Origin of the sequence: Bacillus sp. ISL-78 (assembly GCF_018613455.1) — a bacterium.
Lineage (GTDB): Bacteria > Bacillota > Bacilli > Bacillales > DSM-1321 > Peribacillus > Peribacillus frigoritolerans.
This window is the reverse complement of record NZ_JAGGQC010000008.1, coordinates 1-25,173: the sequence shown is the minus strand read 5'-3', so window position 1 is coordinate 25,173 and position 25,173 is coordinate 1. Positions and strand designations below refer to the sequence as shown.

General features: G+C 41.3%; 23 protein-coding genes, 1 rRNA gene and 1 pseudogene. 5 read left to right on the top strand and 20 right to left on the bottom strand.

Annotated elements, in window-relative coordinates:
• Nucleotides 1–224 precede the first annotated feature (224 nt).
• The 9 genes from J7I96_RS28595 to J7I96_RS28400 form a co-directional block, all read right to left on the bottom strand.
• Nucleotides 225–554, bottom strand: coding sequence for an AAA-type ATPase lid domain-containing protein (locus J7I96_RS28595; protein WP_311315215.1), 330 nt, complete (start codon nt 552–554; stop codon nt 225–227).
• On the bottom strand, nt 523–1,581 hold the full coding sequence (locus J7I96_RS10020) for a sigma-54-dependent transcriptional regulator (RefSeq protein WP_311315216.1): 1,059 nt from the start codon (nt 1,579–1,581) through the stop codon (nt 523–525). Before J7I96_RS10020 ends, J7I96_RS28595 begins: the two co-directional genes overlap by 32 nt.
• Nucleotides 1,559–3,574: a transporter substrate-binding domain-containing protein gene (locus J7I96_RS10015; protein WP_214767454.1), complete on the bottom strand. Its 2,016-nt coding sequence runs from the start codon at nt 3,572–3,574 to the stop codon at nt 1,559–1,561. Before J7I96_RS10015 ends, J7I96_RS10020 begins: the two co-directional genes overlap by 23 nt.
• A 239-nt stretch (nt 3,575–3,813) precedes the next feature.
• On the bottom strand, nt 3,814–4,950 hold the full coding sequence (menC, locus tag J7I96_RS10010; RefSeq protein WP_214923937.1) for an o-succinylbenzoate synthase: 1,137 nt from the start codon (nt 4,948–4,950) through the stop codon (nt 3,814–3,816).
• Nucleotides 4,951–5,062: 112 nt separating this feature from the next.
• Nucleotides 5,063–5,893, bottom strand: a complete 831-nt coding sequence (locus J7I96_RS10005; protein WP_214767449.1) for a GNAT family N-acetyltransferase — start codon at nt 5,891–5,893, stop codon at nt 5,063–5,065.
• Between the two features lie 156 nt (nt 5,894–6,049).
• Nucleotides 6,050–7,534, bottom strand: coding sequence for an amino acid permease (locus J7I96_RS10000; protein WP_251029142.1), 1,485 nt, complete (start codon nt 7,532–7,534; stop codon nt 6,050–6,052).
• 36 nt (nt 7,535–7,570) lie between these two features.
• On the bottom strand, nt 7,571–8,701 hold the full coding sequence (locus J7I96_RS09995) for an amidohydrolase (protein WP_214767446.1): 1,131 nt from the start codon (nt 8,699–8,701) through the stop codon (nt 7,571–7,573).
• 46 nt (nt 8,702–8,747) lie between these two features.
• The gene (locus J7I96_RS09990; RefSeq protein WP_251025021.1) at nt 8,748–9,605 is read right to left on the bottom strand and encodes a MurR/RpiR family transcriptional regulator; all 858 of its coding nucleotides are present in this window, start codon (nt 9,603–9,605) and stop codon (nt 8,748–8,750) included.
• 76 nt (nt 9,606–9,681) lie between these two features.
• Complete coding sequence (locus J7I96_RS28400) at nt 9,682–9,816, bottom strand: hypothetical protein (RefSeq protein WP_285289393.1); 135 nt, start codon at nt 9,814–9,816, stop codon at nt 9,682–9,684.
• A 1,266-nt stretch (nt 9,817–11,082) separates the two neighbouring features.
• Here J7I96_RS28400 and J7I96_RS09985 point away from each other — a divergent pair.
• Nucleotides 11,083–11,499, top strand: a complete 417-nt coding sequence (locus tag J7I96_RS09985; RefSeq protein WP_034312878.1) for a PaaI family thioesterase — start codon at nt 11,083–11,085, stop codon at nt 11,497–11,499.
• Between the two features lie 151 nt (nt 11,500–11,650).
• On the opposite strand, the gene J7I96_RS09980 is transcribed toward J7I96_RS09985, so the two are convergent.
• On the bottom strand, nt 11,651–12,226 hold the full coding sequence (locus tag J7I96_RS09980; RefSeq protein ID WP_214767443.1) for a hypothetical protein: 576 nt from the start codon (nt 12,224–12,226) through the stop codon (nt 11,651–11,653).
• 345 nt (nt 12,227–12,571) lie between these two features.
• Here J7I96_RS09980 and J7I96_RS09975 point away from each other — a divergent pair, with 345 nt between their 5' ends.
• From J7I96_RS09975 to J7I96_RS09965, 3 genes are read left to right on the top strand one after another with little or no spacing between them, the layout of a single operon-like run.
• A complete protein-coding gene (locus J7I96_RS09975) occupies nt 12,572–12,892 on the top strand; it encodes a hypothetical protein (protein ID WP_214767441.1) in 321 nt (106 codons plus the stop codon).
• Nucleotides 12,893–12,936: 44 nt separating this feature from the next.
• A complete protein-coding gene (locus J7I96_RS09970; protein WP_214767438.1) occupies nt 12,937–13,176 on the top strand; it encodes a hypothetical protein in 240 nt (79 codons plus the stop codon).
• The gene (locus J7I96_RS09965; protein ID WP_214767435.1) at nt 13,173–13,328 is read left to right on the top strand and encodes a hypothetical protein; all 156 of its coding nucleotides are present in this window, start codon (nt 13,173–13,175) and stop codon (nt 13,326–13,328) included. The genes J7I96_RS09970 and J7I96_RS09965 overlap by 4 nt, the downstream gene beginning before the upstream one ends.
• Nucleotides 13,329–13,421: 93 nt before the next feature.
• On the opposite strand, the gene J7I96_RS09960 is transcribed toward J7I96_RS09965, so the two are convergent.
• The 8 genes and pseudogenes from J7I96_RS09960 to J7I96_RS09925 all read right to left on the bottom strand — a co-directional run.
• On the bottom strand, nt 13,422–15,029 hold the full coding sequence (locus tag J7I96_RS09960) for a long-chain-fatty-acid--CoA ligase (protein ID WP_214767432.1): 1,608 nt from the start codon (nt 15,027–15,029) through the stop codon (nt 13,422–13,424).
• 63 nt (nt 15,030–15,092) lie between these two features.
• Nucleotides 15,093–15,497 carry a PaaI family thioesterase gene (locus J7I96_RS09955; RefSeq protein ID WP_063576637.1) on the bottom strand — a complete coding sequence of 135 codons (405 nt, stop codon included), beginning with the start codon at nt 15,495–15,497 and terminating at the stop codon, nt 15,093–15,095.
• A gap of 82 nt (nt 15,498–15,579) precedes the next feature.
• The gene (locus J7I96_RS09950) at nt 15,580–16,764 is read right to left on the bottom strand and encodes a thiolase family protein (protein WP_214767430.1); all 1,185 of its coding nucleotides are present in this window, start codon (nt 16,762–16,764) and stop codon (nt 15,580–15,582) included.
• A gap of 70 nt (nt 16,765–16,834) precedes the next feature.
• A complete protein-coding gene (locus J7I96_RS09945) occupies nt 16,835–17,983 on the bottom strand; it encodes an acyl-CoA dehydrogenase family protein (RefSeq protein ID WP_072272816.1) in 1,149 nt (382 codons plus the stop codon).
• Nucleotides 17,984–18,094: 111 nt separating this feature from the next.
• Nucleotides 18,095–19,267, bottom strand: coding sequence for a thiolase family protein (locus tag J7I96_RS09940; RefSeq protein ID WP_214767427.1), 1,173 nt, complete (start codon nt 19,265–19,267; stop codon nt 18,095–18,097).
• A 93-nt stretch (nt 19,268–19,360) separates the two neighbouring features.
• Complete coding sequence (locus J7I96_RS09935) at nt 19,361–20,629, bottom strand: MFS transporter (RefSeq protein ID WP_048686008.1); 1,269 nt, start codon at nt 20,627–20,629, stop codon at nt 19,361–19,363.
• 75 nt (nt 20,630–20,704) lie between these two features.
• On the bottom strand, nt 20,705–22,306 hold the full coding sequence (locus J7I96_RS09930) for a long-chain-fatty-acid--CoA ligase (RefSeq protein WP_251029141.1): 1,602 nt from the start codon (nt 22,304–22,306) through the stop codon (nt 20,705–20,707).
• Nucleotides 22,307–22,813: 507 nt separating this feature from the next.
• Nucleotides 22,814–22,918: pseudogene (locus J7I96_RS09925) on the bottom strand (recombinase family protein); the annotation flags it as partial.
• 571 nt (nt 22,919–23,489) lie between these two features.
• Here J7I96_RS09925 and J7I96_RS09920 point away from each other — a divergent pair.
• Nucleotides 23,490–23,729: a hypothetical protein gene (locus J7I96_RS09920; protein ID WP_096338764.1), complete on the top strand. Its 240-nt coding sequence runs from the start codon at nt 23,490–23,492 to the stop codon at nt 23,727–23,729.
• A 273-nt stretch (nt 23,730–24,002) separates the two neighbouring features.
• Here the strand turns inward: J7I96_RS09920 and J7I96_RS09915 are convergent, their stop codons facing one another.
• Nucleotides 24,003–24,854, bottom strand: coding sequence for a tyrosine-type recombinase/integrase (locus tag J7I96_RS09915; protein ID WP_214767421.1), 852 nt, complete (start codon nt 24,852–24,854; stop codon nt 24,003–24,005).
• Between the two features lie 161 nt (nt 24,855–25,015).
• Nucleotides 25,016–25,131, bottom strand: a 5S ribosomal RNA gene (rrf, locus tag J7I96_RS09910).
• Between the last annotated feature and the right edge of the window lie 42 nt (nt 25,132–25,173).

Here is a 25,173-nt window from a genome sequence, read left to right as displayed (position 1 = left end):
ACCTGATGCATTTTGCACATCCCCGCTTTCGCCGCACTGTAACTTCCAGTCCAGCTCTGTAGACCATTATGTTGTATATCTATGTTCCCTCCATTCTGCTTAATGGTTTTACTACAATTTTATTAAGCAAGTTTCATGCCAGGTCCATTGTCTTAAAAACAGTGGAAAATTCAGATTTTTTCAAAATAAAAAGTAGGCGAAAATTGCCGCTCGGCAATTTCCGCCTACTTTTCTTCCCGATATTTCTTCAACTTGTCCCGCAATGTCCTCTCCCCGATGCCAATTGTTTGCGCTGTCTTCCTTTGATGACCGTTAAAAGCGGCAAGGTTATGAAGAATCACTCTTTTTTCGATATCTTCAAGCGGTTCGCCGACATATACGGGGATTAGGGTATTCCCGAAAAATGGGCGCGAGCTTTTTTGGATGTCGGAAGGTAAATCGTCTTTCTGTATGTAAGAATCATTCGTAAGCGCTATTGCTCTTTCAATCACGTTCTGCAGTTCACGAATATTTCCTGGAAAGTCATATTGCTGTAAAAGCTGTAACGCTTCCATGGGAAATTCCTTCTACAGGTTTTCCCATTCGATCACCGATTTTTGCAATGAAAAATTCCAACAGCAAAGGAATATCCTCTTTTCGTTCACGTAAAGCCGGAAGGTGAATCGGAATCACATTTAATCTGTAATATAAATCTTCACGAAATCTATTCTCTTTTACTTCTTTAACCAAGTCTCTGTTTGTCGCTGCAATGATCCGGACATCGATGCTGACTTCTTCTATCCCGCCAACGGGCATTACCTTTCTCTCTTGTAGAACACGCAAAATTTTCCCCTGCAGCGCCAAATCCATCTCACCGATTTCGTCAAGAAATATTGTACCTCCTTCCGCCAGCACAAAAAGTCCATATTTTCGCTGTGTCGCCCCTGTAAATGCGCCCTTTTCATATCCAAATAATTCTGATTCCAACAGGTGAGTCGGAATGGCGGCACAATTAATAGCCTGAAACTTTTTGTTTCTGCGCTTGCTTTGATTATGGATGGTTCTGGCGACGACTTCTTTACCGGTTCCACTTTCCCCTTCTATGAGAATGTTGGAATCGATATCCTTCACTTTTTCGATGAGGGAGAATATTTTGCGCATGGCCAAGCTTTCACCAATGAGGCCGTTCACACCTGCCACCTTATCCAATTCTTCACTCAGCCATTTCACTTTGGACTGAAGGGTGTACACTTCTTCTGCTTTTTGCATCAGCACTTCCAATTCATCAATATGAAGCGGCTTTGTCGCATATGAAAACGCACCCTTACGCATTGCTTCCACGGAAGAAGGAATGGTGCCGTAGGCCGTCATCATAATGACAACAGTCGAGGGGGAGAGGCGTTTGATTTCTTCTAACACTTCCATTCCATTATATCCCCCGATTTTTAAATCCAGCAAAACGATGGCGATTTCTGCTCTTTCGAAAAGCGGAAGCGCTTCACGTGGGTCTGTAAACGAATAAACGTGATACTGGTCTTCCAATGCAAACGTAAGTGACTGACAAATGGTTGGCTCATCATCAATAATCATGATATCGTACATCGTCTTCATCCTTTCTGTATGAATGCTGTATACAAATGGTCACTACTGTTCCCTTTCCTACTTCACTTCTTGTCTCGATAATGCCATCGTTTTCTTTGACAAGCTGATACGTAATAGAAAGCCCTAGCCCGACCCCGTTGGGTTTCCTGGTGTAAAACGGTTCAAAGATCTTATCAATGTCTTCTTCCGAAATGCCGATCCCTTCATCCTCGATTTCAACGACGGTGAACATATCCCGATAATATGCCCGAAAAATAAGGGTTCCCCCTGTATTGGACGCCTGTATGGCATTGAGAATGACGTTCACCAGTACTTGTTTGATCTGCTGTGTATCTGCAGTTGCCTGAATGTCTCCAGCGAACTCTCGAACAATGCTCAGGTTTTTTTCTTTGATTTTCGGCTTAAGCAATAGCTCAATCCCTGCCATGGCCTCATTCAGCGAAAATGTGACAGGCTCTGATTTTTTAGGGCGGGCATAATCGAGCAAATCGTTAACCAATGTATTAAGTCGGGTAATTTCACTAGTGACCTGTTCGGAAAAGAACGTTCGAAAATCTGCGCTTGCAAATTTTTTCGGCAGCAATTGCGTATAGGTAAGGATCGATGTTAACGGATTTCTTATTTCATGAGCGATACCCGCCACGAGTTGACCCAATGAACGCAATCGGTCATCCTGAGCCACTTTTCTCTCCAGTTGTTTTTGTTCCGTACTATCGAAAAAATTCAATACCGCACCTACACTTTCTCCCCCAATAGTCTGAATTGGATACATGCTGTAAGTTATATGCCTTTTTTTGCCCGCATAATGAGACCATACCGTTTCCTTTTGCAAGAAAACTCTCTTTTTCTCTAATGCAGCCTTAATTTCCTTTTCCGGGATGAAATGGGCAGTTGGCAGATCCTGAAAACGTTTTCCAACAACATTACCGTCCACCCCCAAATATTCCATGGCCCTAACATTAATCATCGATACAAGACCTTGCTGATTCAGTGTAATAAGCGAACTGTAGGCACTGTTTAATACTTGCTGCTGAAAGTTGATGTTTTCCTCAAGAAGCAGCATCTTCTCTTCCAAGTCTTTATTCACGTGCTCAATTTGCTCGGTTCGCTTAGCCACTTCTCGTTTAAGGCTGAGATTCCACCATAAGATGAGAGAAATCACAATGAAGGTAAGAATAAGACCAATTTCCAAATACAACAGCGTTTTACGTAGCCGTTGAGTATTTGGCAGGATATATTCGCCGAACCACTTTTTCTCTATCTTTTCATACGTTCCATCTTTCTTGATTTGAGAAATTGCCTGATTGAATAGTGTCAGCAACTCTTTATTTTTCGGCATCACGGCTACAGCATATTTTGTGGTGCCAAGTGGCTCACCGACAATCTTAATGAGTGATTGCTGCTCATTTTTCTGCAGAAAATATTGACCCGTAATCCGATTTCCAATGAAAGCATCCACTTTACCGTCGATCAGCGACTGAACGGCTTCTTGTTGATTATTAGTTTCCACCAATTTCAAACGGTCGACTTTACTTAATAGGCCGCTTGCAACATCTCCTTTTTGTACAGCTACTTTCCGGCCTTTAAGATCTTCGATTTTTCGGATAAACATATTATCTTTCAACACAAAAATCCCTTGTGAACTTGTGAAATACGGAGCTGAAAAATCATAAATCCCTTCACGTTCTTGGTTGTACTTCATGCCTTGAATCGCATCCACTTTTCCAGAGCGCATAGCTTGTACAGCCTCGTTCCACGGCATGGGATAGTATTCGAACCTAATGCCAGTCTCGATAGAAATGGCGTTCATTATATCCACATTAAAACCGGTATAAACACCAGAATCGCTCAAGTATTCAAAAGGTGGAAAGTTATTATCCCCAGCAACCCGTATCACTTTTTGGGCTTCCGAATGGACTGCTGAAGGAAAGAAACAGCTAAAAAAGAAAAGGTAGACGGTTATTACGGCACAGATAGTATGTAAATTTCGCATCGCCTCACCCCTTTTTTCTATACATGCAGTTTTGTATCATAAATGTGTATATATACAATGTATAAAGACTCTATTATGATAACTTTTTAAAGGATATAAGAAAAGCTAATCTGCATTTCATAACACCATACATGGCACAAAGTCGAATTACAATATATTTTAAATGGAAAATGGATTATAAATAAAAAAGGCATGCTCCCTTTTTCGGGAATCATGCCTTTATATAATCTAGTAGCACTCTAGGCGTTTCTAGCAACATTTTCACTTAAATGATAGATTTGACTGTGTATAGTATACTTATTGATTTTTTCCATGCTTGGTTCATAGCCGATTCCAGGCAATTCTGGAACACTGATCATTCCGTTTTCCACTGTAACTTCAGGGTCAGTGATATCTTCTGCCCAATAGAGGGAGGAAGCTGCGGTATCACCGGGAAGAGTGAAGTTCGGCAGTGAAGTGATTGCAATATTATGAGCTCTTCCAATGCCTGATTCCAGCATCCCCCCACACCAAAGCGGAATGCCATGTTCTAGGCATAAATCATGGATTTTCTTAGATTCAGTCAAACCTCCGACACGGCCAATCTTGATATTAATAATTTTACAGCTGCCCAATTTAATAGCTTTCCTGGCATCTTCTAATGAGTGTATGCTTTCATCCAGGCAAATAGGGGTTTTTAACCTTGACTGTAAATCTGCATGGTCAATGATATCATTATAGGCAAGAGGCTGCTCAATCATCATTAAATTAAAATCATCCAAGGCGGATAACCGGTCTATATCTTTTAAGGTATAAGCTGAATTTGCATCGGCCATGAGCGGGATTTCAGGATATACTTTTCGTACCTTGTCTATTAATTCAACATCCCAGCCCGGTTTGATTTTTAGTTTAAAACGTTTATAGCCTTCACCGAGACGGGCTTCAATTATATCCAGGGTCGAATCGATCGAATCCTTTATGCCGATGCTTACCCCCACTTCAATTTTCTTTTTTGTTCCACCTAACACATTTGAAAGAGAAGCACCTTTCTTTTTAGCATACAAATCCCAAACGGCACCCTCTAAAGCGGCTTTTGCCATATAATTTCCGCGAATATGGGTGAAATATTTTTCGGAAATTTCATCAGGATGCTTGATTTCATTTTTTAGGATTATTGGAATTAGATAGTCTTCTAGTATATGCCAGTTTGTTTTTAAGGTCTCTTCATTATACAGGGGGTCGAGCATCGCAACCGATTCAGCCCAACCGGAAATGCCATCCTCGCTTATGGCTTCCACAAGGATAAAATCCCTATCGTATTCCGTCCCAAAGCTAGTTGTAAAAGGTTCGAGCAAGTCTAGCTTAAGATGCCTTAGAATAACTTGTTTAATTTTCACTTAGAAATTCTCCTTTTGTGATAAAACTGTTAATGGACACAGTCTTACAAATTTTTTATTAATAGGCTTACACAGCCTGAAATCACTAAACATTATATATATTCTTCCTAGTTCACTTCCTTGATAGCACATAAAACTGAACGGGAATTTCCGTCATGGAATTCTTCATAAAATCTGTTACCTGCCATCCTTGCTGAAATAATCCGGTAAAAATGTCCCTGGTTTTCATCCGCCATTCATTGGCCGCCTGAATATTCGTGACTCTTATTGTTCGGAAGTCCTTTGGAATGGCCACGAAAGCTGTTTCACATTCATGCTCAGGCAGCGGGCGAGTGAACGATGGAACAGGCAATCCCTTTTCAATGGTATCCCATTGAATAAGCGAGTTTTCCATCATGAAGTCCAGCGGCATTCCCCCTCCACTAGAATCCGTTGTTTCTTTTTTATCAATATGCCATTCGACAAGAAAGCGGTCAGAAGGAATTCCGCTGTTTAAAAGATCTTCCATTTCACCATAGCAGTTTGCTATATATGTGGAGCATACCCCACCGAGCTTGGCTATATTTAAATACCCATTAACACTTTCCAAAGGATCGTATGTCCATGTAATAAGCGAATAGCCAAGCTTTAGCGCTTCCTCACGTTGCGCTAACTTTAACTTCTCGCCTATACCTTTGTTGCGAAATTGCTCATCTATGCCTAGTATATGTGAACAAAGATAGGCTGATTGCCCATTGAATCCCGGAAAGCTGTATTGAAATCCAATCAGCTTTCCTTCGCAATAAGCTCCTATAACCAAACCGCCGTTTTTCACGGCTGTCAGGGTTTGGTGTGTGGGGATTGAGTCGGTTTCTCCCCAAATGCTGGACTCTAGCTTTCTTACGTCCTCTAGTTCTTCAATTCCATGAATAGAACGAATTACAATTTCCTGTAATTTTGTCATGGTCAACCTCCTTGGTATAGCATAAGTGCCCTTATTTACAACATAAGATGACAAGGTAGTCCACAGCTGACGGCATGTCGTTACGAGGCACTGGAGCTATCATGTAAATGGTCTTTCTTAATAAGAAATGCTTTCCTGCTTTTTTAAAGAAAGAGGTTATTCCACTTTACTGAAATCGGCCTCCTGCAATGGAGTCATTTTTGTTCTCTTTACGATTTTATATCCTAGAAAAGCCAGGAAAAATAAAGGAAGCCCGATATAGGAAATTAAAATTCCATACCAATCAATCTCAGGACCGAAAAATGCAGAGTAATTTTGTCCCAGGATTGCCGTCACACATAAAAGTGTCGCTAATATCGGACCGAATGGATACCATTTTGATACATAAGGCAAATCTTTCAAATCTCTACCTTGTGCAATATATGCCTTCCGGAAACGATAATGTGTAATCGAAATTCCTAACCAGGATAAAAAACCGGATAATCCTGCAGCATTCAATAGCCAAGTATAAATCGTGCCTTCACCGAAAAGAGAGGTCAGGAAAGCTGCCATCCCAACGATGGTGGAAAAGTACACAGCGTTTACTGGAATGCCGCCTGAATTCACTTTTTTTAGAAACGAAGGGGCTTTGCCTTCTTTCGCCAGCACCCAAAGCACCCGAGAAGCTCCGTACATGGCCGAATTGCCTGCAGAAAGAACGGAAGTAAGAATGACCACATTCATAACGGAGGCAGCGATGGCAAGCCCAGCGTTTTGAAAAACTAGAGTGAAGGGACTTACCGCAATATCTTCAATATCCGAGCTTAACAAACGCGGATCATTATAGCTTATTAAGAATCCAATCACAATTATCGCCAATACATAAAACAAGAGCAGTCTCCAGAAGATTTGCTTAATGGCCTTTGGTATATTTTTTCTCGGGTTTTCACTCTCGCCGGCCGCAATTCCTACTAACTCGGTACCTTGAAAGGCAAATCCCACCACCATAAAGACACTTATAATAGATAAAAAGCCTCCTTTAAACGGTGCCTCCCCTTTGGTGATATTTTCAAAACCAACGGCATCCCCTCCCATGATTTCAACAATCATTAATAAACCTACTGCAATAAAAATGATAATCGTCAAAACCTTTATAATGGCAAACCAGAATTCTGATTCTCCATACCCTTTTACCGATAAAATATTAAGGCCAAATATGAGTGCAAGAAATAATGCGCTCCAAATGATGCCCGGAACGGAAGGAAGCCAATATTTCATTATCAGGGAGGAAGCCGCTAATTCCAGTGCGACTACGATTGCATTGTTATACCAATAGTTCCATCCGATCGCAAATCCCAATGCAGGATCGACAAACCTTGATGTATAGGTACTAAAAGAACCTGTAATAGGAATAAGGGCAGCCATTTCGGCTAAGCTTGTCATCAGAAAGTAAACCATGATCCCGGCAATTATATAAGCAGCCACAGCTCCTCCAGGACCCGCAGTATGAATAATGGAACCGCTTGCCAAAAATAGTCCTGTTCCAATGGTGCCGCCGATTGCAATCATCGATAGATGCCTTGGTTTGAGTTTTCGCTCCAGTTGTTTTTCATCAGCTGCTGTTTGGCCCCCGGTTTGTGATGTTTGTGCCGTATTTTCCATAAAACACCCCTTCATTAATTTTTTAAGTAACAAATTTTACTCTTCTGCCGCCATCATGACTGTGTTAATTAAAATTTTCGTTCCATAAATAAGTGCTTGTAAATTAAACTTCATATCCGGATGGTGCAGACCAGGCGTTAGATCGCAGCCTAACCCTATCATGGTTGCTGTTATATCAGGATTTTCGGCAGTATAAAAATGAAAATCCTCGCCTCCTTGAGAAACACAGACTGGAACGACATTTTCCATCCCTAGGATATCTCTAATTGCGGCCTCAGCCAGCTTTATCGCCTTTTCATTCAAGGTCGCAGCTGGGACAAATTCTTCCGCAGACCAGGAAATCGATGTTTCAGTTTGTTCCATTGACTGTTCAAAAGCTTCCTTTGTTAAGCGATTTAATTCATTCATTACATCATTTGACTGTGCTCTAGCATCAATAGCAAAGACAGCTGTTTCCGGGATGACGTTTGATGCTTTATTGTTTGTTTCAAATTGAGTCATTTTGATGGAATAAGGAAATTCGGTTTCCAGATTAATCTGCTGTAATTTTTGGACAAGCAAAGCTGCTGCCTCAATTACATTTATTCCATCTTGCGGCCGGGATGCATGCGCCTGAAGGCCTTTGATTGTACCCCTTATTGTTTCGGCTGAGCCATGGACAATGACGGGGGAAGCCTTCATATAAGGAACCTCCATACTTGGTCTTACATGTACCCCGAATAAATATGTAACATTCTCCAACGCGCCATCATTGATCATTTGAAGAGCGCCTTCCCCTTTTTCTTCTGCAGGCTGAAATATAAATCGGAGAGTGTGCTTAGGCCGAATTCCGCTGGAGGCAATGCCCAACGCTGTATATAAAACCATTGTGCTATGTGCGTCGTGTCCACATGAATGATTGGCCTTAACAACTCCATCCACTTCCTGAACAAGTGCATCCATATCAGCCCTTAATGCTACAACCTTTTTTGAAATGCCTGGGATCTCGGCAATGATTCCATAATGGCCGTGAAATGTTTTTACGGTTATGCCCGCTTCCCTAAGACATTTTAAAATATAGCAAGACGTTCTTTCTTCCTGCCAGCTTGGCTCAGCCAAAGAATGCAAGTCATGGTAGGACTTCATCAATGATTCTTGATGGTGATCAATATATTGAATCGGGTCCATAATGTTGCACCTCCTCCTTTACATGAATTCTAACTTTATTAAAAACTCATTCATTAAACACCTCATAACTTGAATATAGCCTTTCTAATTTTTGCTGATGGGTATAAATCCGTTTTTCGTCTTTTTGATGGATGCCTGCAATGACCAAGTCCAATAAGCTAATAACGGAAGCGATTGAATTGGTTCCGGTTTCTGCGTTTTCTTCAGTTGTCAGTGAAATATCGGAGATGCGTCCAACTGGTGACAGAAGGCGGTCTGTAACTGAAATTAAACAAACTCCTTGTTCTTTGGCACACTCAGCAACTTTTAATGTTTCATTTGCATATCTGGGAAAGGAAAAAACAACTAATGCAGACTTATTTGTGAGATTACAAAACTTTTCATAGAAGTCTCCAGTAGGAGAACATAAACTTACATTTTCCCTTAATGAACTTAGCGTATAGGAGAACCAATAGGCGGCGGCATGGGAAATCCGATGCCCAGCAATCAATATTTGGTCAGCCTGGATCAGAACATCGACTGCTTTCCATATATCCTGAACGTTCGTATGATCTAATAGATGTCTTAAAATATGTACTTCGTTTTCTATCACTTTTGTAAAGGGATCTTGCTTGTCATCAATGCGGAGAATGGAATCAGTATTGGATAAGTCTATTTGATTTTGGTGCAGCAGCTGTTTTTGAATCCTCGACTGCATTTTACTAAACCCTTCAAACCCCAAAGAATACGAAAACCGAATGACCGTTGTTTCACTAACCTCCGCTTCCCTACCAATTTGAAATGCCGTTTTAAAGGCGGCTTCATCCAAATTTTCAATCAGATAAGCGGCAACTTTTTTTTGACCTGCGGATAAATGGTCAAATTTTTCTTTTACTAATAATTTAAATGGAAGATGTTCCACCATATCACTCCTCTCTGATGAATCAAATACTTCTTTTTGAAATTATGATGAAGGTAATACTTCTATTTTTTATACACTATCACAATTTAATTAGAAAAAGAAGAAGTTTTTGATTTTTTTGATAATTATTAACTTCAACTTCCCTACGGCTTTTTATAAAATAATATTCCCGGTGATTCCAGAAATCAGCTCCCTTTCCGCCGACTGCTGCCAAGCCTCCTCGGCACGAGCGCCTGTGGGCTCTAGGCTAGACAGTATTTCGGCAGGAGTGTCGCAATTTTCTTCCATCCAATGAGGAATATAGGTGAAAAAAACTTAAAGGATAAACTGGTCTCAAACATAATTCGGTGTAAGCTCAGACTGTAGTTTTTTCTAGAAAACATTCCAGCTAATTCAAGAAATCCGCTCCCTTTCCGCCGACTGCCTGCCAAGCCTCCTCGGCACAAGCGCTTGTGGAATATAAGCTAACCAGTTTTTTGAAAGGAGTATCGTAAATTTCTTCCATCCATTAAGGAGTACAGGAAAAAACATGAAATATAAACAGATCTTAAACATGGTTCGTGATGAGACCTGCCTACAGTTTTTTCTTTTAAAACACACAGTTGATTGGAACGGAAGGTACGTGACTCCTGCGGGAAAAGCGTGGCATGGGAGACCCCGAAGGCTCGCCGAGGAGGCTCCCGCCCGCCCGCGGAAAGCGAGTGCCTGAAGTGGAAATCAACGTTCCCATTTTATAAACCCACAAAAAAAGACTGTCGGCAAACAAAAATTATCTAGTTTGTAGACAAAAGGATTCTATCTAAATAAAACAAAGTTGATTGGAACGAAAGGTACGTGACTCCTGCGGGAAAAGCGTGGCATGGGAGACCCCGCAGGCTCGCCGAGGAGGCTCCCGCCCGCCCGCGGAAAGCGAGTGCCTGAAGTGGAAATCAACGTTCCCAATTTATAAACCTAAAAAAAAGACTATCGGCAAACAAAAATCATCTAGTTTGTAGACAAAAGGATTCTAAATAAAACAAAGTTGATTGGAACGAAAGGTACGTGACTCCTGCGGGAAAAGCGTGGCATGGGAGACCCCGCAGGCTCGCCGAGGAGGCTCCCGCCCGCCCGCGGAAAGCGAGTGCCTGAAGTGGAAATCACCGTTCCCAATTTATAAACCCCAAAAAAAGACTATCGGCAAACAAAAATTATCTAGTTTGTAGACAAAAGGATTCTAAATAAAACAAAGTTGATTGGAACGGAAGGTACGAGACTCCTGCGGGCAAAACGTGTCTAGGGGAGACCCTGCAGGCGGAAGCCGAGTAGGCTCCACAGACCGCCCGCGGAAAGCGAGTGCCTAGAGTGGAAATCAAATCCACCACCAAATTACATTTATTGGTTCGAATCTCTAATTACTTTATTTGTAAATCAATAACTTCATTGATACCAAGATATATGTTAGAATATTCTGTAGTTTCAACTTATTCTAGGGGGTATTTTAATGGGGGAACCATCCAAAGGAAACGAGCTTTTACAGGTTATTACAGAGGGGAAACAACCTCCGAATTGTGATCTAACGTTACAGATTGAAGCAAATTATGCCCAGGATGGAATTGCGAGGGGTGTATGGAAAGTAGATGAAAAGTTCATTAACGGAATTGGTGTAGCAATGGGTGGATTTGTCACTTCTGCAGCAGATATTATGATGGCTTATGCGATATCATCTAAATTAAGCATTGGACAATCCTTTGCATCCATTGATTTACATACTACCTTTCATCGACCAGTAAGATTAGGAGACGTACAAGTTGAAGCAAAAGTAGACCGAATCGGAAAAAAAACAGCTTATGTACTTGCAGATTTATTTCAAAATGATAAAAAAGTGGCAAGCGTTGTTTCATCAGTTATGATCCTTTAAACCATAAAAAAAGCATGTTGCACAAAAAAGCCCTTCGTAACATGCTTGTTTCATTTAGACAATTCGATAAAATCAAGAGAGCACAAGATTCACCGCTTCGCCTAATCACCTCATTGTAAATCAATTTTATATTTTCTTTGGAGACACCTCATCAAACAAGCCATCGCAGCACGGGGCTTTTAAGATCCATGGTGAATAGACCGTAATCAATGACGACCATTTCATCATTCTCGTTATATCCGACGTTATCTAAACGCAAATCTATTGGGATAATACCGTGCCTCAGGAATTTTAATTCCAACTTAATCAGTTTCGTATATTCATTGATTGCAAACGGCACTTTCGTGTCCACCTTCTTCATGATTATCCAGCCCGTCCCATACTCCTTAACCGGACATAAATACTTTTTGACTTCCTCATTACAGTTATTATATATATAAGCTTCATTTGCACTGCTTATTAGTCCTACTTGTGACAATGCAATTTTTAAAATATAGCCATTATTTAAATCATAGACGACCCGGTTAAATCCATGACCAATGATTTTATACTTGAACTTTAGCGTTTTTCTGGCGGTAGATACTAATTGTCCAGCGGTTATATAAATTTGGAATATCCCAATTTGAGATATCCAGGACTCAATGGCTTTTATCTCTTTCATGGACAGCATTGCACTTTTATTCGGCTGATGTAACCTTTCCTTACCATTGTTAATTGGCCACAACATTCCCTAAACGTCTCCTTTTTTTAAATTTGTTACTAGAGAGGTCTCCAGGGATGAGAAAACTATAAAAGATTAAAAGCATATTCTCAGTTTTTCAGATTTCCCCTTCGTTATAAATATGATATGACTCTTTTATAAATCGGCTTGTACTGTAGCTGAGAAATCATTATCATGGACAGACTTCGAAACATTTGGATGAACACGGAACTTGTTCTAGTAATCAAAAGGATCAATCTTCAGTCACTCCCCTTTCCTTCTTTTTCAAAAAAAATGGTATATTATTCTTTGACACCAATGGTTAAAGACAAGGAGTGATGAAGTATTCGTAAAAGTTGGGTCATTTCAGCAATGGTTGGATTATTGCTTATTTGTTTAAGTGTGATTGCCTTAAATTATTTCAAGAGCGATAAAACTGAAAAAGGGGAAAATGCGGAAGCCAAGGATTCCAAAATTCCTGAGGTTGATGAATATGGCGGGATCCATCTTGAAAAAGTCGGGGATAAGGTTCGCCAAAAAAATTGGGGAACCTTCAGATTACTAGAAACGAAGTCTATTAATGAGGCTTTTGAATTGGCACCGATGGTCATCACAGTCAAGGATATCCGCAGGATTCAATTATCTTCACTCACAGATGAAGTAAAAGAGGAACCAAGTCCTATACGGGATTGAGTTTTGAAGAGGCCTATTCGATATATTATAAAGAGAATTTATCCATGGAGGAAATCGATCAACAGGCGGCGTTGTCTAAAACGGATATCGATGAAGAGGTTTCTTATCTAGAGATAACTTATTCTGTTGAAAATAAAGATTCGAAGGAACTTCAGTTCTTCAGCATGGAAAATGTTACTTTCAATGATGATCTTACATATGAGGTGCCTTCTAAAAATTTCATCCATTCCGGGGATACTTTTATGGGGACAAAAAAAGTAAGTCGATCAGACCAGGAGAATTGAGAAAAGGCACAATTGGTTTATTGGTTGATCCAGAGGAAAACTTCGAACGGCTCGATTCCTTTTCTTTCACTACCGATGATATAGCGGATGGTGAGTCTCATGAATTATTGGTGGATGGGACTTCATTTGAAATTCCCCTAAAAGGAAAGTAGATTTCGTCTATAAACCCTAAATAAGGGGAACCTCGAATAAAGGTTTCCCTTATTTAGGGTTTCAACTGAGCTCCCTTGCGATAACTGATATGCTTATCTCCCCCCGGCAGTAGGGCTTTGTGTTCCTTCCTCCATTAATATTCTGCGCAATATTTTCCCGACAGCTGATTTTGGCAATTGCTCCCTGAACTCAAAGCTTCGCGGCACTTTATATCTGGCAAGTCGCTGCACGCAAAACTCCCTGATTTCCTGCTCCGTGACTGACTTGCCTTTCTTTAAAACTATGGCCGCTTTTACCGTTTCCCCACGGTATGAATCCGGGACTCCATATACACATGTCTCTTTTACGGATGGATGCTGATAAATAATATCTTCGACTTCGATTGGATATACATTATAACCGCTTGCAATGATCATATCTTTCTTCCTGCCTACGATATAAAAATATCCCTCTTCATCCATCGTAGCTATATCTCCCGTGTAAAGCCACCCTTCCCGCAAAGCTGTTGCCGTTTCCTCTGGATTTTCCCAATATCCCTTCATTACTTGCGGGCCTTTAATGATCAGTTCGCCTCTTTCTCCTGCTGGCAATTCATCAACGCCTGTTTTCAAATCGACGATTTTAGCATCGGTATTTGGATATGGAATTCCGATACTTCCTTGTTTTTGCTGTCCTATGACTGGATTACGGTGGGTAGTGGGGGAAGTTTCCGACATCCCGAATCCTTCTAATATTGTAATCCGTAATTTTTTTTCGAACTGTTGAATGATTTCTATCGGGAGCGGCGCAGAACCACAGCTGCAGTACTTAAAGCAGCATAAATCGTCCGCCGTCAAATCCGGGTGATTCAATAAAGCAATATACATGGTCGGGACACCAGGAAAAATGGTTGGCCGATGTGTTCGAATCAAATCTACCACCTTATTTATTTCAAATTTCTCTAATGTGATATAAGTTGATCCGGCATATATGGCACTATTCAATCGTCCATTACCAAAGACATGGAATAATGGGGTCAATCCAAGCATCCGTTCGCCAGGACTTTGGAGTTGAAGGGCATTAGCCGTGAAAGCAAAATCTTGAAATACATTCGAGATCAAATTAAAATGCGTGAGCATGACCCCTTTTGATTTCCCTGTAGTTCCCCCTGTATATTGAAGAACAGCCACAGCTTCCTTTGGGTCGATGTCCAGAACAGGAAGTTCCTTATCTTTCCTTGATAAATCCGCTCCAGTTTCCATTAATCGCTCGGCAGATATGAACGTTAACCTTTCAGAAAAACTTGTTAGCGCTAATATTTCCCGTTGTACCTCCCGCCCAATGAACCAATTGGCTCCGGAATCCCGTAATATATAGTCCAATTCAATCGACTTATACAGTGGGTTCACTTGAACGACCATACCTCCCAAACGATGGGTGGCATAATAGGCAATGATATATTCTAGACAATTTGGCAGCATGATTGCTATACGATCGTCTTTTTGAAATCCACGGTTGTCTAAATTCACAGCAAAACGATCTGCGGCATCCTTTAATTCCATATATGTCATTTCCCGATCCCCATCTATTACGGCCTTGCAGGTTGGGTAAAGTCGGGCTGAACGTTCAAGGAGTCCATATAAGGACAATACTGGAATGTCAATTTCTGCTGGGGTTTCTTTCGGATAAAATCGATGCCAAGTTCGAGTCAATTTTTTCACACCTCATTCTTTACTACTAAAATGGAGCATAGTCACTTGTCAGCCAATTTGATCATCCTTGCCTCATTTATCGCGAATGATTTTAAAAATTCCTGTGCCCTTAGCAATGATGTTGCCTTCAGCATCTTTTATTTCTCCTTCAGTAAAGGCAATTTTGTATCCTTTTTGCAGGACTTTTGCTTCCGCAAATAGTTCCCCGCTTGATATGCTGGCTAAATAATGTACTGTTAAACTTGTCGTCACGACTTTAGACTTGGTAACGGAACGAGTCACCATTCCTAGGATGGTATCCAGCATGGTGGCATGAATGCCCCCGTGCAGTGTTCCATTGACATTAAGTAGATGTTCTTCAATGTTTAGCTTTATCGTTACATTACCTTCTTCAAACCGAATGATTTCAAACCCAATATGCGAAAAGAATGCACTACTTTCGAATTGATTCCGAATATCCTCCACTTCAACAGGCAATCTTCCTCCCCCTCACTTATGCGCGATTCAAATTACGGAAAGGAGCAGAAACGTATGGGGTTTCCGCTCCTTTATCGTTGGACTATATCGTTTCAATCATGATCGCCATTCCCTGGCCGCCGCCTACACAAAGTGTAGCAACTCCATATTTTTCTTTCCTGCGAATCAGTTCATGTATTAGCGTTGCCACGATCCTTGCGCCTGTCGATCCGACTGGGTGCCCAAGTGCAATGGCGCCTCCGTTTACATTCACCTTGTTTTCATCTAGCGATAAATCCCTGATTACTGCCAATGCTTGTGAAGCGAACGCTTCATTTAATTCGAAAAGCCCAATTTCTTCAACTTTCTTCCCGGTGCGCTCCATAAGTTTTCCAACCGCTGGTACTGGACCAATTCCCATCACTTCAGGAGAAACTCCGGCAGTCGCCCAATCGACGATCTTTGCTATCGGCTGTACTTGCAACCGTTTTGCTTCACTGGCCTTCATTAACACCAATGCAGCTGCCCCGTCATTACGTCCACAAGCATTACCGGCAGTGACGGTTCCGTTTTCCCTGAATGCCGGTTTTAAGCTTGCAAGCTTTTCCATTGTGGTGTCAGGGCGTGGATATTCATCCGTTTCAATGATAACCGTACCCTTCCTGTCAGAGACCTGGACAGGAACGATTTCATCTTTGAACCTTCCTTCTTCCATAGCTTGCGCCGCTCTTCGTTGACTTTCCACTGAAAAGGCATCTTGTTCTTCCCTGGAAATGTTGTATCGCTGCGCGACATTTTCAGCGGTGATTCCCATCCCCAAACTTTTCCCATAAATTTCTTGAGGCTGCTGCCCTGCTTCAGTATTAGAATCAACTAGTTGGGTCCTGTCTCCCCCAAAACGGGCACTTCTTAAATAAAGCGGTGCCCGGCTCATGCTTTCCGTCCCCCCGGCAACGACTATATTTGCTTGACCTGAGCTTATCTGCTGTGCAGCTGAGGTGATGGCCTGCATTCCAGATGCACATAACCGGTTTACCGTAAAAGCCGGTGCAGAATCGGGAATCCCTGAACGCAATGCTGCCACCCTCGCGACATTCGAGGATTCGGTCGTTTGCCTAACCTCCCCGAAAATGACTTCATCCACTTGTTCCGCTGCAATATTTGCCCGCTTGATCGCTTCTTTAATGGCAATGCTAGCCAAATGACCGGAACTAATCTCTTTAAATGCTCCACCGTACCTACCAATTGGTGTACGTACAGCACTCACGATCACGATATCTTCTCCCATTTCGTTCCTCTCCTTTGAAACTCCAGATACTTGGACAAAAGACTACCTGCCCGAATAAAACAGTAAACATTCAGCACTCTTCCAAAACATTTCTTGCAATGATTAAACGTTGGATTTCATTCGTTCCTTCATAGATCTTCGTTATGCGGGCATCCCGATAAAAACGTTCCACTGGATATTCAGCCATATATCCCATCCCGCCATGAATTTGTACCGCTTTATCCGCCACCCGATTAAAAACGTCAGAAGCGAACAGTTTGGCCATTGAAGCTTCCTTGATCACTTTTTTTCCTTCATCAATCTTTTGTGCCGCCATCATCGTCAATGCTCTTGCAGCTTCCGTTTCGGTTGCCATATCAGCAAGCATCCATTGAATCGCTTGGTTGTCAGCGATCGGTTTACCGAATTGGATGCGCTCTTTGGCATATTTGGCTGATAATTCAATTAATTTACCACTTGAACCCACTGCTCTTGCAGCCAATCCTACTCGCCCTTCACCTAAAATTTTAAGTGCAGAAATATATCCCATTCCAACTTCGCCGATTACATTTTCTTCAGGTATGATACAATCTTCAAAAATGACCTGTGAGGTATATGATCCTCTTAATCCCATTTTTTTGTCCTTTTTGCCGACAGTCAAACCAGGAAAGTCTCTTTCCACTAAAAAAGCGGTAATCCCTCCCTTTGCCCCTTTATCTTTATCCGTTAATGCGAATACGGTATAAACATCAGCTATCGGCCCATTCGTGATGAAATGTTTCGTCCCGTTCATCACCCAGTAATCACCCTTCTTTTCTGCACTCGTTGCCAAATTGGTTGCATCCGATCCCGCTCCGGGTTCAGATAAAGCAAAGGCGCCAATTTTCGTGCCTGCTGCCATTTCAGGCAAGTATTTATTTTTCAAATGTTCGGATGCCAGCTTAACCAGACCTGTACTGCCAATCCCGGTGTGAGCGCTTATTAATGAAACGAAACCATTATGGGTCCTTCCTAACTGCTCTAAAACGGTCGCTTTTCCCACCGCATTTAAGCCAATTCCACCGTATTGTTCGGGAATGCTTATCCCGAATAAGCCAAGGTCTTTTGCTTTTTCCACCAAATGTCCCGGGATGGCATCTTCTTCTTCAATTTGTATGGCGAAGGGCTCCACTTCCCTTTCAACAAAATTACGGATCATTTCCTTCATTTGCTGCATTTCCTTGGTTAAAGTGATTGTCATTTAGTTTATTCCTCCTTAGTTCTGTTCATATATAGTAGCCATCGACAAGCAGGCCCTTTAGGTCTGAATGCTGTGCTAAATTGATTGTCCTTTGTAAACACACACATAAAGTCAGCCTTCACGTTCAATTATCGTAGCAATTCCCTGTCCGCCTCCAATGCAAGCTGTAATAAGGGCGAACCTTCCGGCAGAACGCTTCAATTCATGAACCGCTTTCGTAATGAGGATGGCACCCGTCGCACCTAGTGGGTGTCCATGTGCAATGGCTCCCCCGTTCACATTCACTTTTGCTAGATTCATATCAAGCTCCCGATTACAAGCAATGACTTGAGCGGCGAATGCTTCATTAATCTCAATGATGTCCATTTCATTTAAGGAAAGTCCTGATTTCTCCATTATTTTTCTTATTGCGGGAACAGGTCCTATTCCCATATAATTTGGATCTACCCCTGCAACTGCCTGTGCCCTGATCGTCGCTAAAGGCTTAATCCCCAATTCCATCGCTTTTTCCCTCGACATGATGACCAATGCTGAAGCGGCATCATTCAATCCCGAACTATTGCCTGCAGTCACGGACCCGCCTTCCAGAAATGCAGGCGATAATTTGGCTAGCCCTTCTTTCGTTATTTGCGGTCGTGGATGTTCATCCAAATTAAATTCGATATCGTCACCTTTTCTGACGGGAATGTGGATAGGCACAATTTGTTCATTGAACCGGCCCTCTTCCACGGCTCTGGCCATATTTTTTTGGCTTTGTAGAGCAAAGGCATCTTGTTCTTCCCTGCTGACCTCATATTTTCCCGCTAAGTTTTCAGCCGTGATTCCCATCGGGGGATCGCCAATCTCTTTAGGGGACAACCTGGACTTTCTGAACTGTGGGGGTTTTGCACTGTATGGTTTTTCCGGTCGGTCCATCAAGTATGGCGCCCTGCTCATGCTCTCGACCCCACCGGCGATATAGACATCGCCTTCGCCAGCCCGGATCGCTTGTGCAGCCAAGTTGACAGCATTTATTCCCGAGCCGCATTGACGGTCGACAGTCAGTCCCGGAAGATGAATCGAGAGGCCCGTTTCCAGTGCAGTTAACCTGGCAATGTTTCCACCCCCGCTTAACACATTCCCCATGATTACATCATCTACCATACGAGGTTCTACATTCGCTCGTCTTAAGGCTTCCTTCATTACTTCTGCCCCAAATACGTGGGCAGGAACAGATGCAAGTGCACCTCCTTGTTTTCCAATCGCTGTTCGAACTGCAGAAACTATGACTGCTTCTCTATTCATGTCCCATCCGCTCCTTTTCCTTTTATTCACTCCATTATTTGAAGGCATTCCTTCTCTACTAGTTTCATTGAATGTAAGCAGGTTTGACCCTGCTTATGAGGATTTAAGGTCAAAATTATCAGAACTTTTATTTTTAAGTTTCCCGGCCGGCTTAACGAATATGGCAAACAGGATGCCAAAAGCCAGGACAAGGATGGCCATGAACAATATCGATAGGTTATAACCCAATAGTTGATTTCCTCCAGCTAGACTTATGATATAGCCAGTTAATAGAGGTGCAACAATGCCCGCTAGATTTCCTGATGATGTTAAGATGCTTGTCATCAGTCCCCCCCGCTCCTGCATTTCATTGATCATGATCGTTGGTCCGATTGGTAAAATGGCGTATGTAAGACCCTTTGCTAAACACATGGCGACTATCACCCAGATTGGATTTTGAAATATCATGATTGAGGAAAAGAACAATGCACCAAGAATCATGGCGCCCGCAACGACGAATACCCTTGATGATCGCCAATTCTGATTCTTCTTGAATAAATGATCGGACGCCATCGAAACACCCATATAAATACATACGGAAACGACTCCGATTATCGCAACGCTGGTTCCCATTTGACCTGGAGTCATTTTTACGGCTTCCACTAAATAAATAGGGAGCCAAACAGAAAACCAAACAACTAAAATATAAGTTGAAAAATAAGCGAGCGTAGTAAACAAAGCAGTTGGTGAAGCCAATAGCAGTAGAAAGTCTTTCACTTTTATTTTCTCCAGTTTTTGTTTCTTTTTCTTTTGGACGTTTTCATATACTTCAACCGGATTTTCCTTTGTTAAAAATTGAAAGAGGAAGAACCAAACAAGGCTTGCTGCACCAAGGGCGGCAAAGGCAACCTTCCAGCCGAATATCGTAATTAAGGATACGAGGATCGGTGCCACGATCATCGCACCAACGGTCCCTCCGCCAACAACCACCGAATTGGCAAAACCTTTGAGCTTCGGCGGAAACCACTTATCGGCATGACTGTAAGCAATCGGGCTATAAGGCCCTTCGAATGCGCCAAGTAAAATCCTGTATAGAATTAATAACGGAAGAGCGGTGATGGCTAAAACGCCGAATTGCAAGACGGTCCATGTCAGCATGATGAACCCCAGCACTTTTTTAGCCCCCAGCCGATCAGCCCATGCTGCCCCAAAAATCCCTGTTACTGGGTAGAGCCAATAATAACTGCTTCCAACAAGACCCCACTCTGCATAGGTAAGATTGAATTCCTTCATGATGGGAACAGCTGCAAGGCCCACGATCGATTTATCTGCAAAATTGATGACGGCTCCAAAGAATAATAGAATGAGAACAACCCAACGCATATGAATCCCTCCTCTTCATTATTTTCGTTTACAAACTGGCATACCATCCAACGTAAGGTTCAACTTAGCCCTCTTTCAACCCTTTTCTAATTCCTCCTTAACTAACAGTCTTTTTAAGAGTTTACCCACTGTATTTCGCGGAAGTTCTTTTTTTAATTCAAATACTTTCGGTACTTTATAAGGCGTCAATTGGGAATAGCAATATCCTTCTATTTCTTCAAGATCCACAGAAGCGCTTTCTTTAGGTACGATGAATGCTTTCACTATTTCTCCTTTTTCTTTATGTGGGATGCCAACCACAGCTGCCTCTTTAATGGCCGGATGTTCATACAGAACCCCTTCTACCTCCTGCGGGTAAATATTGAATCCCCCGACGATGATCATTTCTTTTTTCCTGCCGACGATATAGAAATATCCTTCGTCATCCATCACAGCAAGATCGCCAGTATATAGCCAATCATTCTGTAAGGCCTTTTTGGTTTCGGCTTCGTTATTCCAATAACCCTTCATGATTTGCGGGCCTTTTATGAGCAACTCCCCGACGCATGTGTTAGGCACTTCATTATTTTCATCGTCTATGATCATACAGTCCGTGCCTGGAAAAGGGATGCCAATGCTTCCTATTTTCCTTTTTCCGAAAGGCGGATTACGATGAGTGGAAGGTGAAGCCTCAGACAAACCGAAACCCTCTCCTATTTTGGCACCGGTCAGCCCCTCAAATCGCTTTATTACTTCAACCGGCAGGGGCGCCGATCCACAAGAACAACTTTTTAAACAATTCAGTCCATAGTTTTCAATTCCTGGGTGATTGACGAAAGCGTTATACATCTTTGGAACTCCTGGAAAGAAAGTCGGACGATACTTTTTTATTTTTGCAAGTACATCTTCAAGTTCGAATTTAGGAAATAAGAGGATGGCAGCTCCAATATAGATACCTAGATTCATTGCACTTGTCATGGCATAAACATGGTAAAGAGGCGTAGCTGCCAAAACGATTTCTTCGCCAGGTTTCAGGGAATCACCATACATTTCAAAGCTCTGCACGACATTGGAGGTTAAATTATGGTGAGTAAGCATGACACCTTTCATCTTCCCAGTGGTGCCGCCAGTATATTGGATGACTGCCGTATCTTCATGCGGGATTATCACTACGGGCTTCTTAATCGCATCCCCGGTTTCAATCATCGTTTTAAGAGAATAGGAGCCATTTGGATCATTTTCCGTATCAATGCATACATCAAATTCATATATCGCTCTCGTTTCTTCGATCGTCTTTGCGGCCGTTTGGTCAAATACAATATTCTTGGTATCCGAGTCTATTAATATTTGCAATAGTTCCCGCGGTTTGTACATGGGATTAATTTGTACAACCAACAGACCCAGTGCCTGGGCAGCATAATAACTGATTATGAAATAAGGGTGGTTGGCCATCATCAGTCCAATCCGTTCACCTTTAACAAAGCCCATTTCTCTCCATTTACCTGCAAGTTTGTCTACCTGCATTTTCAGATTCTTATAATCCATGGACTGGTCTTCATAAATGATGGCTGTATGGTGTGGAAACCTACTCGCTGTTATATCAAGCAGTGAATAGACGGATATTTCCGGTAGCTTCATAGATTTCATTCTTTCAACATACCATTGCTCCCATGGTTTATTTATCATTTTTCGCACCATTCATCCCTCCGCACATAAACGAATTTCATATCGTGCATGTTTGATTTATAACTAATATTATGCAACTTGCATGCCAAGTCCCAATTTAATGTAAAGTCGCTTATTATTAAGATCAGACAATTCATTAATGAATTTTATTCACAAAAAATGCCTTTCTATTGGGGATTCATCGAAATGCCCATAATTCATTTTTGAATTTAAACAAACTCAGCTCTTTTCTAACGATATTGAAAAGATGATTTTTACCATATTATAGATTATACCTACTCACAAATCGTGATATAGACTTTCTCCATGGTTGATTATAAAATTCGAAAAGCCCATCCTTAGCTGGATGGGCTTTTCGAATTTTATTGACCTACGGTTAAATAAAAAATCTATAGCTCCCTTTCCATTCCTGGATTTTTAGATTTTGCGCGTTCGTAGACTTTTTTGCCACCGCTGAATCCAAGAATCATCAAAGCCACACAACTGGTTCAATCGATCGGACCATCCTGTAAAGACCTAGATATCACGTTCTTTAAGAACATTATCCAACATGGCCTGAAGTTGTCGTCCTTCATTTTGATCTTTGCTACTCATTCTTATGTATCCAAATTTACGGACATCCATTTTTTTACTCCTTCATCTACTTTTCTCTCTCTTATTCTATCAAAAGCGTTCGTAAATGTTTTTCTAACTTTTACGAACGGGTGTAACAATGCTATACAGACCATTTCGGAAATTTTTTAGCTTTAAACGGCGCTCAACCATTTTTGTGAAATACAACATTTTCTTTTTTGGATATTATTAAAATAATAAATCTGCTGATTTTTTTAATTTTAGCCCCTTCATCCTATCAGCCTGTCACCCTTTTATCATACCAAGAGGTTTTTGCTCGAATTTCCAAATGAAATTCTTGACAATGTAAGCGCTTTCTTTTATGATGATAATAGGTTGGATGGCATGCGTGGCCGTCATAGTATCTGGCGTAGGTGGGGCCAATACCCGGAACAGTACATAGAAAGAATAGCTTCTTCCGAATAGGAAACAGTGATTCATCAATCATATTATTCAAATACAAAAAAACTCTGTATTCGATCAAATTCAGGGTTTCCCTAGCTTAAAAGCCCCCCCTTAAGATCTCTTATGTTTTTAGTACAAATATGTATGCTAGTTTTATTGTAGAATGAGGAGGTACTTTATGAAGATCAAAAAAAGTTCCCTTTACGATGAATTACCGTTAGAATTATTGGCAGGATTTTATTATGAAATAAATAAGAACATTGAAAATGGAATCTTGTCTGGTGCTATGCAGCATGAAATTAGATTAATTGAACAAACAGCATTAAAAAGGAGTATCTCACTTGAATACCTACATGACAAGGGTGCTTGTATAATTGAAGCCGAGAAACTACTAAGAGAAACTACCCTGCAACCCTAAATTGTAGAATAAGAAGTCCAATGATGTTTTCTAGTCTACCCTAGGTAAAGAATAAATTCCTTCTAATTAACCCTCTTGGCTACCAAAGGGTTGTTTTGGGTGGCATTCACCAAAAGAGATCTTGCCTTAAAAATTCCTAGTCATTTTAATCTGTCCTTTAAAAGGCCTACAACTATAAAAGAAATGCTATTTTTAAATCATCAGCATTAAATTCCCCGTGCTATTGGAACTTATGAAGGAAAACTTCTTGTATATCGTTAAGTATTCCCAATCCTACAAATTATCAAAAGTATTTTCAATGGCTGATTCCAATTCTTCTTTTCCTTCTCCTATATAACGTTTGGTCATGTTCAAATCTTTATGCCCCATCAATTTTGAAACGGTTTGAAGGTCTATCCCCTTATCGATTAATGTTTGGCAAAACGTATTCCGAAGCCTATGGGGAGTCGTATTATATTTAGTCAACATATATTGCACGGACCTTGGCGTTATGCGTTGATTCACACTGGATATGAAGATGGCTTCCGTTTCCATATTTAAAAATTCCTTGTATGCCTTGATCTTTTCACTAGCAGTCATGGAGAGTGGAATCTTCCTGTCTATATCACCTTTTGAATCCCGAATGAGGATATATTGCCTTTCTCCCTCTTTTTGAATGTCACTATGGTTCAAATCACAAAGTTCGGATACCCGGATACCCGTATGAATCATTGTGTAGACAATAGCAATATTCCTGAAATGCCCAGAGGCCTCGATTTCTTTTAGGAGAGCAGCTTGCTCATGCATGTTCAGGGCTTTTGGTGGATCTTCTTTCTTTTCCTTTGCTTTACGATCGATGTTGAGGACGATTTCGGGTTTATCAAGGAACCTGGAAAACATGGTAATGGCTGAATAATGTTTTTCAATCGTTCCTCCACTCTTGTTTGACTGTTCCATATCGTCTAAATAGGTTTGGACGTGGAATTTTTCAATCTCTTCCGCCTCATCTTTAAACCATTGAAGAAACTGGGAGATGACTCCCACATAGGTTTTAATCGTACCATCGGATTTATTTTGACCCATTAACCATTTCCCAAAAGAATGAAGAATTTGTTTATTGTCCAGGATTTCTTCTTTACTGGTCATTCGAGAAGCCCCCTACCAAAATCATGCTATTAATAAGCCTTTCCAACGAATTGTGGAATTTATACAAAAAAACCTTAGGATAATCCTAAGGTTTAGATGCGTAGATAGGATTTGAACCTGTTTATACGGGTTTATGAATCCTAATTGATGTGATAAACATTGCTTGGCGGCGTCCTACTCTCACAGGGGGAAACCCCCAACTACCATCGGCGCTGAAGAGCTTAACTGCCGTGTTCGGAATGGGAACGGGTGTGACCTCTTCGCTATCGCCACCAAACATAAAAGGAACGTTGTTCCTTCAAAACTAGATAATAAGAAG